This is a genomic window from Ramlibacter ginsenosidimutans, from assembly GCF_016654015.1.
In the GTDB taxonomy this organism is placed as follows: domain Bacteria; phylum Pseudomonadota; class Gammaproteobacteria; order Burkholderiales; family Burkholderiaceae_C; genus Ramlibacter; species Ramlibacter ginsenosidimutans.
Window position 1 is genome coordinate 38663 of record NZ_JAEPWM010000001.1, and the last position, 13597, is coordinate 52259.

Here is a 13597-nt window from a genome sequence, read left to right on the forward strand (position 1 = left end):
CACGCATGACGCAGGCGCTGGCGGGCCGCTGGTTCGACGGACGCAGCAGCGCTGCGCGCGCGGTGCAGGTCCGCCTGCACTCCGCGCCGCGCGGCCCCTCGCTCGCACTGCAGGCCACGGACGGCGAGTCGCTGGTCCTCAGCCACGCGCAGGTGCGCTGGCCCGAGCAGTGGAGCGCGCGCCGCCTGCCCAGGCGCGTGCTCGTGGACCTCGGCGCGCGCGGCAGCCTGGAGATCGACGATGCCGCGGGCTGGCAGCAGGCGCTCGCCGCTTCCGGCCACAAGGCCTCGGTCGCGCAGCGCATGCAGACGCGCTGGAGCAGCTTCGCACTGGCGCTGCTGGCCGTCGCCGCGATCGCGCTCGCGTTCTATCGCTGGGGCACGCCCTGGGCCGCGACGCAACTCACGCGCGAGGTCCCGCTCGCATGGGAGACCAGCCTGGCCGAGCGAGCGCTGCACGACCTGGACGCGCGCATGCTCCGGCCGACCCAGTTGCCGGCGCAGCGCCAGGCCGCGCTGCGCGCGCGTTTCGCCGCGCTGGCGGCCGCCGTGCCCGCGGACCTGCGCCGCTATCCAGGCTACCAGCCGCAACTGGTGCTGCAGTTCCGCCGCGGCATGCCTGCCAACGCCTTCGCGCTGCCGGGCGGCACCATCGTCATGACCGATGCCATCGTGGAGCTCGCCGACCGCGAGCACCTGGGCGACGATGCGCTGGCGGGCGTGCTCGCGCACGAGATGGGCCACGTGTTCCACCGGCACACGACGCGCGCGGTGGTGGAGCAAGGCGTGCTCAACGTGGGGCTGGGCCTCGCGCTCGGGGACGTGTCGTGGATCCTGTCCACCGGCGGCTCGCTGCTCACCGGGCTCGCCTATCGGCGCGAGCACGAAAGCGAGGCGGACTGCTTCGCCGCGGCGCTGATGGCGCGCACGGGCAGCGGCACCACGCCCATGGCGGACCTGCTCATGAAGATCGACCAGGGGGCCGGCCCGGGCGCCGGCTTCGGCGAGCTCCTGAGCAGCCACCCGAACACGCCGCAGCGCGCGCAAGCGCTGCGGCACGCCGCGCCGTCCTGCCGCTGAGCGCGATCTGCGCCTTGCGGGGATAATCGCGCCGTGAAGCACGCCAGGCCGTCGCTGGTGCAAGGGCCGAAAGGCCGCACTGGAGGAACGTCCGGACTGCACAGGGCAGCGTAGCAGGCAACACCTGTCCACCGTGAGGTGAGGATCAGAGCAACAGAGACGAGTCGGGATGTCGCGTCGCGGCGGCGCAAGCCGCCGCAAAGCCCTTTCGGGGGTGAGCGGCAGACCGGGTGAAACGGGCAATCTCTACGCGCAGCAATACCAAATAGGCCAGCGATGGAGGGCGGTTCGCCGTCCTCCGGATCCCGTGGCCCGCGGGCGGCTGGCGGGTAGGTAGCACCGAGCCGTGGGGGCGACTCCCGGCCCAGAAGAATGGCGGTCACGCCCGGGCAACCGGGCGCACAGAATCCGGCGTAACGGCGCGCTTCACACTATTTTCCTGTCGGCGCTCAGGCTCGAGTCAGCCTGGAGACCGCCTGGGCACCGCACCCCCTGCGCATGCGCGGGCAATTGATTTTCATCAACGCCAACGCACATGGCAGGCGGAGAGTCCGATCCGCAACAAGGAGAAGCCATGGTTGCGGACACCCCGATTTTCTCGTTCCGGCAGCGCGCCCGCGGCAGCTGGATGGCGTGGGTACTGGCCTTCGCCGGCCTGCTGGGAGCATGCGTCCCTGCGCATGCGCTGCCGCTGTTCGCGCGCCAGACCGGCCAGAACTGCGTCGCCTGCCATGCGGGTGGCCAGTTCCCGGAACTGACGCCCTACGGGCGCATGTTCAAGATGACGGGGTACACCATCGGCGAGCGGACCGTCCCGTTGTCCGTGATGGTGCTCGGGTCCAGCTCGCGCGTGGCGAACACGTCCAAGAGCGACGAGCCGGGGCAGGACTTCCAGAAGAACGGCGATGCCCTGGTGGCCTCCGCCAGCCTGTTCCTGGGCGGCAAGGTCACCGAGAACATCGGGGCCTTCGCGCAGATCACGTACGACCCGTACGCGACGCAGGACGCGGCCGGCAGCTTCCACGGCCACTCGCAAGCCGACAACATCGACCTGCGCTACGCCGACCGGTTCGTCAACGGGAACCGTGACTTCATCTTCGGGGTGTCCCTCAACAACAATCCCTCGGTGTCCGATCCGTGGAACACGGCGGCCGCGTGGATGCAGTACGTGCCCGTGCCGTCTCCGACCAGCAGCCGCTTCATCGACGGCGCCGCGCCCTACCCCGGCTATGCCGCGGGCTCCAACATCGCGGGCCTCACCGCCTACGGCTTCTGGAACCGGACGTGGTACGCGGAGATCGGCGCCTACGGCACATCGCGCGGAGCCCTGTCCTTCATGCACGCCGGCATGAGCAACGACGCCGTCACCAAGCTCTCGGGAGCCAACCCTTACTGGCGATTCGCCTGGAACCACGAATGGGGTCCGCACAACATCATGCTGGGGACCGCCGGCATGGTGGCGAGGATCTACGACGACCCGCTCGACACTTCCGACAGCGCGACCCTGCACCACACGCAGGACCTGCTGCTCGATGCGCAGTACCAGTATCTGCTGGACCCGCATTCGGTCACCGCGCAGATGGTCTACCAGCACAGCCACCATCGCTATCCCGACGCGCTCGCCAACCAGCCGGCGACCTTCGTCGACGCCTTGGGAAATCCGCTGCCGAACACGAACAGCAGCGACACCACCAACCTGCTCAGGGCCAAGCTCACCTACGTGTACCGCGCCACGTACGGAGGCAGCTTCGGGCTGTTCCATCTCACCGGCTCCACCAATACGGCCAACCAGACATCCGGCTTCAGTCCCGACACGCTGGGCATCACGACCGACCCGAGCGCGCAGGCGCCGTCGCAACGGGTGGGCGGCAACTTCAGCGGCAACCCGGCCACGAACGGTGGGACGCTGGAGGCGTTCTGGACCCCCTTGCAGTACGTCCGCATCGGCGCGCAGTACACCTTCTACACGAAGTACAACGGCGCCTCGGAGAACTACGACGGCTTCGGCCGCAATGCGCGCGACAACAACTCGCTGTTCCTGTACATCTGGGCCGCCTATTGAACGGCAGCACGGCCGCCGTCCCGTGATCGGAGATCGCCATGCAACGCTCCCGCTTCGCCCTGCTCTCGCTCGCGTCACTCATGCTGCTCGTTGCCGGCTGCGCCGAGCCCACGCGCTCGCGCAATACGGCGGACCCCGCCGTGCCGGCGATCGCGCTCGCGCAGCAGGTCTGCTCCAACTGCCACGGAATGACCGGTATCAGCGTCTCGCCGAACTTCCCGCAGCTCGCCGGCCAGACTCCGGACTACCTCCTGAGCCAGTTGCAGGCCTTCAAGAGCCATGGCCGCCAGGACCCGGCGGGTTTCGAGTACATGTGGGGATTGAGCCGCCACCTCACCGACGCGCAGATGCAGGCCCTGGCCTCGTACTACGCCGCGCAGGCGCCCGCGGCGGGAAGGCCGGCCGGGGTGGGCGACGCGCACAAGGGCGAGAGCATCTTCACTAGCGGAATTCCCGACCGCGGCGTGCCGGCCTGCGCTTCGTGCCACGGCGACAAGGCGCAGGGGCACGAAGCTTTCCCGCGCCTGGCGGGACAGCATGCGGACTACGTCGTCAAGCAGCTGATGGTGTTCCAGCGGACCGACGAGCGACCGGCGGGCGCGGCCATGAAGGTCGTCGCGCATGAACTGCATGACGCGGACCTGCGCGACGTGGCGGCGTACGTGCAGGCCCTCGACACACGGTGAGGGCGCTGCACCCGGTTCTCACGCGCCCTTCTGCAGCGCCGCGATCCGCTCCTCGATGGGCGGGTGCGTCGAGAACAGCTTGCCCACGCCGGACGTGATGCCCATAGCCTGCAGCCCCTTGGGCAGCTCGCCGGGCACCATGCCGCCCAGCCGGGCGAGCGCGTGGATCATGGGCTGCTTGTTTCCCATCAGCTGCGTCGAGCCGCGGTCGGCGCGGAATTCGCGCTGGCGCGAGAACCAGGCGACGATCATGGCCGCGACGAAGCCGAGCAGGATGTCCAGCACGATCGTCGTCATGAAGTAGCCGATGCCGGGACCGCGGCGGTCCTCGCCGCGACTGAGCCAGCCGTCCACGATGTAGCCGATCACGCGCGACAGGAACACGACGAAGGTGTTCATCACGCCCTGGATCAGCGTCATCGTCACCATGTCGCCGTTGGCGATGTGCGAAACCTCGTGGCCGATCACGGCCTCCACCTCTTCGCGCGTCATGCCTTGCAGGAGGCCGGTGGAGATCGCGACCAGTGCGCTGTTCTTGAACGCGCCGGTGGCGAACGCGTTGGGCTCGCCCTCGAAGATGCCGACCTCGGGCATGCCGATGCCGGCCTGGTCGGCGAACTTGCGCACGGTGTTGACGATCCAGGCTTCGTCGGCATTGCGCGGCGATTCGATCACCTGCACGCCCGCACTCCACTTGGCGATCGTCTTGGACAGCAGCAGCGAAATGATGGCGCCACCGAAGCCCATGATGAAGGCGAACACCAGCAGCGCGCCCAGGTTCAGCCCGTTCGCGGTGAGGTAGCGGTTGACCCCCAGCAGGCTGGCGACCACGCCGAGCACGACGACCACGGCGAGATTGGTTGCCAGGAAGAGGAAGATGCGTTTCATTGCTTGGACACTCCGTAGGGTGGATGAGATGCACCCTCGCGCGCCAGATGCGGCCGGCGCCGGCGGAAATCAAGAGCGCGAGGATCCCGCGGACGTTGTTGTTGGAGTGGGTTCTGGCGTCTTGCGTGGACGGAATACGAGGGAGTCATCATAAAAGGAAAAGTCCTCGTTTCCGGGCCACCAGCCGGGCACGCCGAGCACGGGCAGCGGCGTGAACGGCTTGCCGGCCAGGGCCTGCGGCGTGCACTGCGCGGCCAGCCATTCGTCCGCCGCCGCTCCTGAATCGAGAGCAGCGTCGGCACGCCACACGTGGGCCGTCAGCCCTTTGCGCGGCACGGCGAGCTGCTCCAGCAGCGCGTGCCCGAAGATCCAGAGCCGCGCCTGCGCCCACAGCGGCCGCAGCTCCACGAACAGGCGCTGCCAGGCACGCTCCTGCAGCGCGGCCCACAGCGCGGGCGGCGCCTGCAGCAGCGCGCCGTTCTCGTCGAACACGGTGATCGCATCGCGCACCGGTCCGCGCCGCGCGCCTATGCCGGCCCGGGCGATCTCGGTCGCCTGCAGCCGGTTCAGCGCCGCCTTCGCGCGCGGGAAGCGCATCCAGACCAGCGCATTGAAGAAGTCGTGCAGTCCGGGGCGCACGGGGCACTGGCCGGTCTCGAAGATGTACTGCTCGTAAGGCCTGCCGGCGGGCAGTTCCTCCTGCAGCACGAAGCGCACCGGACCGGCGCCCGCATCGTTCAGCGCTGCGTGCTGCGGCCGACCCGCGGCCACCTGCGCGGCGACGCGCTCACCCGGCTCGCGCCAGGGCGCGAGCCACGGCGCGCTCCAGTCCAGCGCAGGCAGCACCTAGGCCTTTCCGCGGCGGGCCTTCCTCTCGCGCACCGCCACGCTGGACTTGCCTTCGTCGGCGAGATCGAACAGGTCGATGGCCGCGAGCAGCTTGGTCAGTGTGGAGTAACCGTAGTTGCGGTGATCGAAGGAAGCCTGGTTGCCGATCTGCTGGCGCACCGCGTTCACGCGGGCCCAGCCCTCGTCGTCCGCGGCGGAGCGCACCGCGTTGCGCAGCAGGTCCACCAGCCGGCGGTCCTGGCGCAGTTCCGCCGGCGTCCTGCGCAGGGGCTGCGAGCGTTCTGATTCGCCGGCCTCGCTGTCGGCGTCCCCGCCCTGCAGCTCGTCGAGGAACAGGAAGCGCGAGCATGCGTTGACGAAGGGCTCCGGCGTCTTGCGGGCGCCGAAGCCGTACACCGCGGCGCCCTTGGCGCGCAGGTGCATCACGAGCGGCGTGAAGTCCGCGTCGGAACTCACGATGCCGAAGGCGTCGGGGCTGTCGGTGTACAGCAGGTCCAGCGCGTCGATCACCATGGCCATGTCGCTGGCGTTCTTGCCCTTGGTGTAATCGAACTGCTGCATGGGACGGATCGCGTGCTCGTGCAGCTGCTCTTCCCAGCCCTTCAGCTCGTTCTTCTTCCAGTTGCCGTAGGCGCGCCGCACGTTGGTCTCGCCGAACGTGGACAGCTCGTTGAGGATCAGGCCGATCTTCGAGGCCGGCGAATTGTCGGCGTCGATCAGCAGCGCCACGCGTGGCTTGCCGGCGTTCATGCCACCACCCGCCACGGCAGCATCTCGCCGCCGCGCAGGGGCTTGAGCTCCGCTTCGCCGAAGGGCACCTTCTCCGGCAGCTGCCACTCTTCCCTCTTCAGCGTGAGCTTGCCCGTGTTGCGCGGCAGGCCGTAGAAGTCGGCGCCATGGAAGCTGGCGAAGCCTTCGAGCTTGTCGAGCGCGCCGGCATTGTCGAATGCTTCGGCATAGAGCTCCATCGCCGAGAGCGCGGTGTAGCAGCCGGCGCAGCCCAGCGCATGCTCCTTCAGCACCGCCGGGTGCGGCGCGCTGTCGGTGCCCAGGAAGAACTTGGCGCTGCCGCTGGTGGCGGCATCGACCAGCGCCTGGCGATGCACCTCGCGCTTGAGCACCGGCAGGCAGTAGTAATGCGGGCGAATGCCGCCGGTGAAGATCGCGTTGCGGTTGTACAGGAGGTGGTGCGCAGTGATCGTGCCGGCGGTGAAGCGATCGGCGTCGCGCACGTACTGCACCGCTTCCTTCGTCGTCATGTGTTCGACGACGATCTTCAGCTCGGGGAAGTCGCGGCGCAGCGGCTGCAATTTCGTCTCCAGGAACACGGCTTCGCGGTCGAAGATGTCGACGTCCGGGTCGGTGACCTCGCCGTGCACCAGCAGCAGCATGCCGGCGCGCTGCATGGCTTCCAGCGTCGGGTAGGTCTTGCGGATGTCGGTCACGCCGGCGGCGCTGTTGGTGGTCGCGCCCGCGGGATAGAGCTTCACGGCGACCACGCCGTCCGCCCTGGCGCGCGCGATCTCCCCGGGCGCCAGGTGGTCCGTGAGGTACAGCGACATCAGCGGCTGGAACTGCACGCCTTTCGGCACGGCGGCCAGGATGCGCTCTCGGTACGCGTTCGCCAGCGCCGCCGTGGTCACGGGCGGCTTCAGGTTGGGCATGATCAACGCCCGGGCGAACTGCGCCGCGGAATGCGGCACAACGGAAGCCATGGCCGCGCCGTCGCGCACGTGCAGGTGCCAGTCGTCGGGGCGGGTGATGGTGAGGGTCTGGGACATCCCGGGATTGTCCCATTTGCGGCCGCCGGGCCCGCGGACGTCCGTAGGCTGGCGGTGAGCGCAGCGAACCCCAGCGCCTCGCGGGCGCCCCCACCCCCGCCCTCCCCCGGTGGGGGTGGGAGAAGCAAGCCTCAGTGGCTGAGGATCTTGTTCAGGAAGTCCTTCGTGCGCGGCTGGCGCGCCTCGAGGTTGCCGAAGAATTCTTCCTTGCTGCAGTCCTCGAGGATGCGGCCGCCCACGTCGATGAAGATGACGCGGTTCGCCACCTTGCGCGCAAAGCCCATCTCGTGCGTGACCACCATCATGGTCATGCCCTCCTTCGCCAGGCCCACCATCACGTCCAGCACCTCGCCCACCATCTCGGGGTCGAGCGCGGAGGTCGGCTCGTCGAACAGCATCGCGATCGGGTCCATCGACAGCGCGCGGGCGATCGCCACGCGCTGCTGCTGGCCGCCCGAGAGCTGGCCGGGGAACTTGTCCTTGTGCGCCATCAGGCCCACGCGATCGAGCATCTTCAGCCCGCGCGCCTTCGCCTCGTCGACGCTGCGCCCCAGCACCTTGATCTGGGCGATGGTGAGGTTCTCGGTCACCGAGAGATGCGGGAACAGCTCGAAGTTCTGGAACACCATGCCTACGCGGCTGCGCAGCTTCGGCAGGTCGGTCTTGGGATCGTTCACCTGCGTGCCGTCCACGAAGATCTCGCCCTTCTGGATCGGCTCCAGCCCGTTGACGGTCTTGATCAGCGTGGACTTGCCCGAGCCCGAAGGCCCGCAGACCACCACCACGTCGCCCTTGTCGATGCGCACCGAGCAGTCGTTGAGCACCTGCACCGGGCCGTACCACTTGGAGACGTTGCGGATGTCGATCATGGGTCGTTGGTCGCTCATGGCGTGTCCTTCAGCGAATGATGGCGATGCGTTTCTGCAGCCGCTTCACGAGATACGAGAGCGTGAAGCAGATGATGAAATAGAAGACCGCGGCGAGGATGTAGCTCTCGCGCGGATGGCTCAGGTTGTTGCCGGCCACGGTGAAGCCGTGCAGCATGTCGTGCGCCGTGATGATGTAGACCAGCGACGTGTCCTGGAACAGGATGATGGTCTGCGTGAGGAACACCGGGATCATGTTGCGGAAGGCCTGCGGCAGGATCACCAGCCGCATGTTCTGGCCATAGCTCATGCCGAGCGCCTGGCCCGCGAACACCTGCCCGCGCGCGATGGACTGGATGCCCGCGCGCACGATCTCCGAGAAGTACGCCGCCTCGAAGGCGACGAAGGTGATCACCGCGGTCAGCTCCGCCCCGATCGGCCGGCCGATGATGAAGGGCACGAGCAGGAAGAACCACAGCAGCACCATCAGCAGCGGGATGGAGCGCATGCCGTTGACGTAGATCGCCGCGGGCAGGTCCAGCACCTTGCGGCCCGACAGGCGCATCAGTGCGAGGATGGTGCCGAAGACGATGCCGCCGAGCGTGGAGACCCCCGTCAGCGCGAAGCTGAAGTACATCCCGTTCAGGATGTAGGAGCGGAAGACCTCGCCGGTGAAGAAGGAGAAGTCGAGTGCGTGCATCAGTGCCCGCCCCCGCCGGTGTGCGCGACGAAGCCCGGCACGCGCGCGCGCTTCTCGATGAAGGCCATGATGCGGTTGATCGCGAAGGCCGACACGATGTACAGCGCCGTGACCGCCATGTACACCTCGATGCCGTGCGCCGTCTCCTCGCCGACCTGCTGCGCGTAGAAGGTCAGCTCGGTGATCGACACCGCGAACGCCACCGAGGAATTCTTGAAGATGTTCATCGCCTCGCTGGTGAGCGGGGGGATGATGATGCGGAAGGCCATGGGCAGCAGGACGTAGCGGTAGTACTGCACCGTGGTGAAGCCCATCGCCATGCCGGCGTAGCGCTGGCCGCGCGGCAGCGCCTGCACGCCCGCGCGCACCTGCTCCGCGATGCGCGCCGAGGTGAAGAGGCCCAGCCCCAGCACCACGAGTACCAGCTTGGGCGTATCGGCGAAGGCCGGGATCAGCACCGGCATGACGTGGTACCAGAGGAAGATCTGGACCAGCAGGGGGATGTTGCGGAACAACTCCACCCACCAGTTCCCGATGCGCGCGAGCACGGGACTGTCCGGAAGCGTGCGGATCGTGCCGACCAGCGCGCCGATGACCAGGGCCACGACCAGCGCCAGCGCCGAGACCTGCACCGTCTGGCCCCAGGCCTGCAGCAGCCAGTCCAGGTAGGTCTGCGTGCCCTTGGGCCCGCCGGTGCCGAAGCACCCCTTGACCACGGTCCGGTCGATCGTGTCCTGGCAGAAGATCTGCCAATCGAGCGCCATCCGCCCTCCTCGTTGTTCTCGAAGCACCGGCCGCTGCGCGCGGCCGGTGCGCCGCTCAGCTTCTTACTGGTTGTTGAAGGCTTCGGCCGGCTTGTCGTTCGGGTGCGCGACGAGATCGGTGAGGATCTTGCCCATCGGCAGGTTCACGCTGGTGTTCTTCGGCGGGATGGGCTGCATGAACCACTTGTTGTACAGCAGCTTGATCTCGCCGTCCTTCATCGCCTTGCGGATGTAGTCGTCGACTGCCTGCTTGAACTTGGGATCGTCCTTGCGGATCATCAGCGCGATCGGCTCCACGTTCAGGGTCTCGCCGACGATCTTGTACTCCTTGGGGCTCTGCGAACCCGCGATCAGGCCGGCCAGGATGTTGTCGTCCATCACGAACGCGTCGGCACGGCCGGACTCCAGCAGCAGGAAGCTGTCGGCGTGGTCCTTGCCGTAGACCTCCTTGAACTGGATGCCTTGCGCGCGCTTGTTCTTGCGCAGCAGGGCGACCGAGGTCGTGCCGGTGGTGGTGGCCACGGTCTTGCCGTTCAGGTCGGCCACGGACTTGATGTTCGAGTTCGCCTTCACCGCCGTGCGCACTTCGGTCACGTACGTGGTCAGCGCGAACGCGACGTCCTTCTCGCGGGCCTCGTTGTTCGTGGTGGAGCCGCACTCGATGTCCACGGTGCCGTTCTGCACCAGCGGGATGCGGTTGGCGGAGGTGACGGCGACGTACTCGACCGGCACGCCCGGGAAGATGGACTTCAGGATGCGCTGGCACAGCTCCACGTGGTAGCCCGTGTACTGGTTATTGCCCAGGGTGTAGGCCAGGGGCGCCGAGGATTCGCGCGTGCCCATCACCACCTTGCCGGCCGCCTTGACCTTGGCGATGGTGTCGTTCGGCTGCGCGAAGGCGCCGAACGCCACTGCGGTCAGGGCGGCAGCCAGCAGCAATTTCTTTTTCATTCCAATCTCCTGGGAGGTGCGTTTAAACAGAGGCAAGCCGAAATTCTAGGCGCGACGGCGCGCCCCGCCGCTTGCCGCGGGTGGCGGAAGCTTAGGGCCTGCGGGAACACCCGGTAAGCAGGGTTTGTGCCCGGTGCATACGGTGCAGCGCCGGCACCGTCAGGGTTTCGGCAGTGTTCCATCCTGCGCGGCCTGCCCCAGGTAGCCCCAGAGCGCCTGCGCCGTGCCCTTGGCCGGCTGCTTGCCCGAAGGCCGTGCGCGATACGCACGCACTTCCATCGTGATCGCCAGCGGCGGCAGGTCCGCCGGCCAGGCGCCGGCGAGCGCGCCCGCACGCAGCTCCTTCTGCACGGCGCTGTGCGGCAGGAAGGCGACGCCGTGCCCTTCGGTTGCCATGGCCTTGAGGCCTTCGGCCATGTCGGTCTCGTACACGCGGTCGAGGTGGATGGCGGTGCCGGACTGCTTCAACAGCAAGTCCGTCAGCTGCCCGAGGTAGGCGCCCGGCGCGTATCCCAGGTAAGGCAGCGGCTGCGCGGGGCGGCCCGGCAGCCGGAACAGGGGCTGGCCGTGCTCATCGGGGCGGCTGTACGGCGCCAGCGATTCGGAGCCCAGCGTGATCATCTCGTAGCGGTCGGCATCGAGCTGCAGCGGCTGCGACGGGTGGTGGTAGGCGATCAGCAGGTCGCAGCTGCCTTCGACCAGGCGCATGGCGGCGTCGTGCACGTTCAGCGCGATCAGGCGGCTCTTGAGGGGGCCGAAGCGTTCGCGCAGGCTGGACACCCAGGCCGGGAAGAAGGTGAAGGCCAGCGTGTGCGGCACCGCGAATTCGATGACGTCCTGCCCCGCGGACGCGTGGCCGCGCAGCATGGCGCGCGTGTTGTGCAGCGCCTGCAGCATCTCGATGGACTGCGCGTACAGCGTCTCGCCGGCGGGCGTCAGCCGGGTCGGATACGAGCTGCGATCCACGAGGTCCGTGCCGGCCCACGCCTCCAGCGCCTGGATGCGGCGCGAGAAGGCCGGCTGCGTCACGTGGCGCAACTGCGCCGAGCGGCTGAAGCTGCGCGTCTCGGCCAGGCTGACGAAGTCTTCCAGCCACTTGGTTTCCATGGCCGGGGATTATGGAGGGCGAAGCTGGGGTTCGCTGTCGCTCACCGCCAGCCTACCAATGCTCGTCCCAGCGAACCGTAGGCTGGCGGTGAGCGCAGCGAACCCCAGCTTGTCAGCGCAAGGGCGTACGCGCCAACCGACGCGCGTTCGCCGTCGCCTTGCGATGCACCGGCGCCAGGCCGCGCGCGAGCACTGCCTGCGTATCCACCAGCGGCACGCGCGCGCCTTGCAGCATCGCCATCCAGGCCTGCTGCATCGCCTGCGTCATGGCCCAGCCCATGGCGAACCAGGACTGCCAGAACGCGTGCGCCTTCTCCTGTGCCATGCCGTGGAACTCGCGGCGGTCGCGCGCATTGGGAACGGGACCGGCCAGCGCCATGCGCGTCAGGCGGTGCGCCATCACCTGCGGAACGGCGACCGCGAGTTCGGTGGCCTGGCGTGCCAGGGTGGTGGAGCGGGTACGTGTCATGCGGCCAGTATGGGTGCCGCGGCCGCCGAACCGTGTCGGCCGTCTTCGTCAATCCGCGGAGCCGACCGGCGGGCCTTTCAGTTCCACCGTATTCCCCTCCGGGTCGCTGAGGTACAGCGACGGGCCCTGCCCTTCGGCGCCGAAGCGCTGCGCCACCGGTCCGGGCTCGACACCGTGGGCGCGCAGGTGCGCTCCGATCGCATCCGCGTCCCAGGGATCCACGCGCAGGCAGAAGTGATCGAGGTTGCGCCCTTCGCGGCCCGGCGCGGCGCCGCCCGCCCGGCCCAGTTCGCTGTCGACCGGGATGAGGTCGATGAGCCCGCGGCCGGCGCGCAACTGCACCAGACGGATCTTCTCGTCGATGCGGTGCACCGGGCAGCCCAGCACCTCGCCATAGAAGCGAATCATCGCGTCCACGTCACGGACGCGCAGCACCAGGTGGTCGATCTCGCGGATGCGCAGCATGCGCCCATTGTGGACCGGCTGCCTCAGAACTGCACGAGCTTTGCCTCGACCGCTGCGCCCGCAATGCGCAGCTCGCCGGCCGAGATCGGGAGCTTGAAGCGCCGAGGCCCGGCGCTGCCCGGATTCACGTACAGCACGCCCTCGCGCTCCGCCACGCTGGGCTTGTGCGAGTGGCCGCAGATCACCACGCGTGCGTCCTCTGGCAGCACGAGATCCTTGAGGTCGTGGACTACGTGGATCGCGATGCCGCCCAGGCGCACCGTCACCTGGTCCGGCAGCGCGCCGGCCCAGGCACCGTGGTCGTTGTTGCCGCGCACGGCGGTGAGCGGCGCAAGCGCACGCAGCGCCTGCAGCACGGCGTCGCCACAGATGTCGCCGCCGTGCACGATGTGGTCGCTGCCGCGCAGGTACTCGAGCACCTCCGGCCGCAGCAGGTTGTGCGTGTCGGAGACGACGCCGATGCGCAGCGCTTCAGCCTTCGTCGACCGCGAGGGCATGCGCGATGCGCTGGCGGGCGGCGGCGAGCCGCTCCGGGTGGGTCTTCTTCAATCGGGCCAGCAGGCTGTCGATCTGCTCCAGCACGTCGATCGCATCGCGCTCCTTGACGTCCTCGATACGCGCCTGGATCTCGCGCAGGCGCTGCAGCGACTTGCGGCCCTGAGCCGTCTTCGGTGGCGCCTGTGTCGCGAGGTCGGCCAGCACCTCGGTGATCAGGCCCAGCTGCCGCCCATACGTCGCGACTTCGAAGGCCTTGCGCTCGATCACGGGATCGCCCGAGGCCGGCGCGATGCCGGCGAAGAACCAGTTGGTGTCGGGCCGGATGTCCTGCGCCACGGCCCCACCGAAGGGCATCGTGAGCTGCGGGGCCCAGAAGAAGAACCAGGGGACCATGCGAACCTCCCTCGTCGAGGCGACAAGCGTACCGGTTTC

General features: G+C 68.4%; 16 protein-coding genes and 1 other RNA gene. 4 read left to right on the top strand and 13 right to left on the bottom strand.

Going from position 1 to position 13597, the window contains the following annotated elements; translation table 11 throughout:
• Positions 1–5: 5 nt before the first annotated feature.
• The 4 genes from JJB11_RS00175 to JJB11_RS00190 all read left to right on the top strand — a co-directional run bounded on the left by JJB11_RS00175 (position 6) and on the right by JJB11_RS00190 (position 3827).
• Entirely contained in the window at positions 6–1079 is a 1074-nt protein-coding gene (locus JJB11_RS00175) for a M48 family metallopeptidase (RefSeq protein WP_201165890.1), read from the top strand.
• A gap of 35 nt (positions 1080–1114) precedes the next feature.
• Positions 1115–1511, top strand: an RNA gene (gene rnpB / locus JJB11_RS00180) — RNase P RNA component class A.
• Positions 1512–1653: 142 nt separating this feature from the next.
• A complete protein-coding gene (locus tag JJB11_RS00185; RefSeq protein ID WP_201165891.1) occupies positions 1654–3141 on the top strand; it encodes a cytochrome C in 1488 nt (495 codons plus the stop codon).
• A 38-nt stretch (positions 3142–3179) separates the two neighbouring features.
• The gene (locus JJB11_RS00190; RefSeq protein ID WP_201165892.1) at positions 3180–3827 is read left to right on the top strand and encodes a c-type cytochrome; all 648 of its coding nucleotides are present in this window, start codon (positions 3180–3182) and stop codon (positions 3825–3827) included.
• A gap of 18 nt (positions 3828–3845) precedes the next feature.
• Here the strand turns inward: JJB11_RS00190 and htpX are convergent, their stop codons facing one another.
• The 13 genes from htpX to JJB11_RS00255 all read right to left on the bottom strand — a co-directional run bounded on the left by htpX (position 3846) and on the right by JJB11_RS00255 (position 13558).
• The gene (gene htpX / locus JJB11_RS00195) at positions 3846–4715 is read right to left on the bottom strand and encodes a protease HtpX (protein ID WP_201165893.1); all 870 of its coding nucleotides are present in this window, start codon (positions 4713–4715) and stop codon (positions 3846–3848) included.
• Positions 4716–4784: 69 nt separating this feature from the next.
• The gene (locus tag JJB11_RS00200) at positions 4785–5558 is read right to left on the bottom strand and encodes a DUF3025 domain-containing protein (protein ID WP_201166964.1); all 774 of its coding nucleotides are present in this window, start codon (positions 5556–5558) and stop codon (positions 4785–4787) included.
• A 3-nt stretch (positions 5559–5561) separates the two neighbouring features.
• Positions 5562–6314 (bottom strand): NYN domain-containing protein, encoded by a 753-nt coding sequence (locus JJB11_RS00205; protein WP_201165894.1) that lies wholly within the window; start codon positions 6312–6314, stop codon positions 5562–5564.
• Positions 6311–7345, bottom strand: a complete 1035-nt coding sequence (gene pyrC / locus JJB11_RS00210; protein ID WP_201165895.1) for a dihydroorotase — start codon at positions 7343–7345, stop codon at positions 6311–6313. Before pyrC ends, JJB11_RS00205 begins: the two co-directional genes overlap by 4 nt.
• Positions 7346–7476: 131 nt before the next feature.
• A complete protein-coding gene (locus tag JJB11_RS00215) occupies positions 7477–8214 on the bottom strand; it encodes an amino acid ABC transporter ATP-binding protein (protein ID WP_201166965.1) in 738 nt (245 codons plus the stop codon).
• Between the two features lie 28 nt (positions 8215–8242).
• Complete coding sequence (locus JJB11_RS00220; protein ID WP_201165896.1) at positions 8243–8911, bottom strand: amino acid ABC transporter permease; 669 nt, start codon at positions 8909–8911, stop codon at positions 8243–8245.
• Entirely contained in the window at positions 8911–9675 is a 765-nt protein-coding gene (locus JJB11_RS00225; protein WP_201165897.1) for an amino acid ABC transporter permease, read from the bottom strand. Before JJB11_RS00225 ends, JJB11_RS00220 begins: the two co-directional genes overlap by 1 nt.
• 63 nt (positions 9676–9738) lie before the next feature.
• Positions 9739–10626, bottom strand: a complete 888-nt coding sequence (locus JJB11_RS00230; RefSeq protein WP_201165898.1) for an amino acid ABC transporter substrate-binding protein — start codon at positions 10624–10626, stop codon at positions 9739–9741.
• A gap of 159 nt (positions 10627–10785) precedes the next feature.
• Positions 10786–11733, bottom strand: coding sequence for a LysR substrate-binding domain-containing protein (locus JJB11_RS00235; protein ID WP_201165899.1), 948 nt, complete (start codon positions 11731–11733; stop codon positions 10786–10788).
• Positions 11734–11845: 112 nt separating this feature from the next.
• Positions 11846–12202: a polyhydroxyalkanoate granule-associated phasin gene (locus JJB11_RS00240; RefSeq protein ID WP_201165900.1), complete on the bottom strand. Its 357-nt coding sequence runs from the start codon at positions 12200–12202 to the stop codon at positions 11846–11848.
• 48 nt (positions 12203–12250) lie between these two features.
• Complete coding sequence (locus JJB11_RS00245; protein WP_201165901.1) at positions 12251–12667, bottom strand: VOC family protein; 417 nt, start codon at positions 12665–12667, stop codon at positions 12251–12253.
• Between the two features lie 23 nt (positions 12668–12690).
• A complete protein-coding gene (locus JJB11_RS00250) occupies positions 12691–13164 on the bottom strand; it encodes a metallophosphoesterase family protein (RefSeq protein WP_201165902.1) in 474 nt (157 codons plus the stop codon).
• The gene (locus tag JJB11_RS00255) at positions 13139–13558 is read right to left on the bottom strand and encodes a hypothetical protein (RefSeq protein ID WP_201165903.1); all 420 of its coding nucleotides are present in this window, start codon (positions 13556–13558) and stop codon (positions 13139–13141) included. Before JJB11_RS00255 ends, JJB11_RS00250 begins: the two co-directional genes overlap by 26 nt.
• Between the last annotated feature and the right edge of the window lie 39 nt (positions 13559–13597).

What these genes read in the sequence shown, in the direction of transcription:
- JJB11_RS00245 (WP_201165901.1), bottom strand. Translation starts at nt 12,667, where the DNA reads ATGCTGCGCATCCGCGAGATCGACCACCTGGTGCTGCGCGTCCGTGAC.
- JJB11_RS00220 (WP_201165896.1), bottom strand. Translation starts at nt 8,911, where the DNA reads ATGCACGCACTCGACTTCTCCTTCTTCACCGGCGAGGTCTTCCGCTCC.
- JJB11_RS00230 (WP_201165898.1), bottom strand. Translation starts at nt 10,626, where the DNA reads ATGAAAAAGAAATTGCTGCTGGCTGCCGCCCTGACCGCAGTGGCGTTC.
- JJB11_RS00235 (WP_201165899.1), bottom strand. Translation starts at nt 11,733, where the DNA reads ATGGAAACCAAGTGGCTGGAAGACTTCGTCAGCCTGGCCGAGACGCGC.
- JJB11_RS00190 (WP_201165892.1), top strand. Translation starts at nt 3,180, where the DNA reads ATGCAACGCTCCCGCTTCGCCCTGCTCTCGCTCGCGTCACTCATGCTG.
- JJB11_RS00255 (WP_201165903.1), bottom strand. Translation starts at nt 13,558, where the DNA reads ATGGTCCCCTGGTTCTTCTTCTGGGCCCCGCAGCTCACGATGCCCTTC.
- JJB11_RS00215 (WP_201166965.1), bottom strand. Translation starts at nt 8,214, where the DNA reads ATGATCGACATCCGCAACGTCTCCAAGTGGTACGGCCCGGTGCAGGTG.
- JJB11_RS00240 (WP_201165900.1), bottom strand. Translation starts at nt 12,202, where the DNA reads ATGACACGTACCCGCTCCACCACCCTGGCACGCCAGGCCACCGAACTC.
- pyrC (WP_201165895.1), bottom strand. Translation starts at nt 7,345, where the DNA reads ATGTCCCAGACCCTCACCATCACCCGCCCCGACGACTGGCACCTGCAC.
- JJB11_RS00205 (WP_201165894.1), bottom strand. Translation starts at nt 6,314, where the DNA reads ATGAACGCCGGCAAGCCACGCGTGGCGCTGCTGATCGACGCCGACAAT.
- JJB11_RS00175 (WP_201165890.1), top strand. Translation starts at nt 6, where the DNA reads ATGACGCAGGCGCTGGCGGGCCGCTGGTTCGACGGACGCAGCAGCGCT.
- JJB11_RS00185 (WP_201165891.1), top strand. Translation starts at nt 1,654, where the DNA reads ATGGTTGCGGACACCCCGATTTTCTCGTTCCGGCAGCGCGCCCGCGGC.
- htpX (WP_201165893.1), bottom strand. Translation starts at nt 4,715, where the DNA reads ATGAAACGCATCTTCCTCTTCCTGGCAACCAATCTCGCCGTGGTCGTC.
- JJB11_RS00225 (WP_201165897.1), bottom strand. Translation starts at nt 9,675, where the DNA reads ATGGCGCTCGATTGGCAGATCTTCTGCCAGGACACGATCGACCGGACC.
- JJB11_RS00250 (WP_201165902.1), bottom strand. Translation starts at nt 13,164, where the DNA reads ATGCCCTCGCGGTCGACGAAGGCTGAAGCGCTGCGCATCGGCGTCGTC.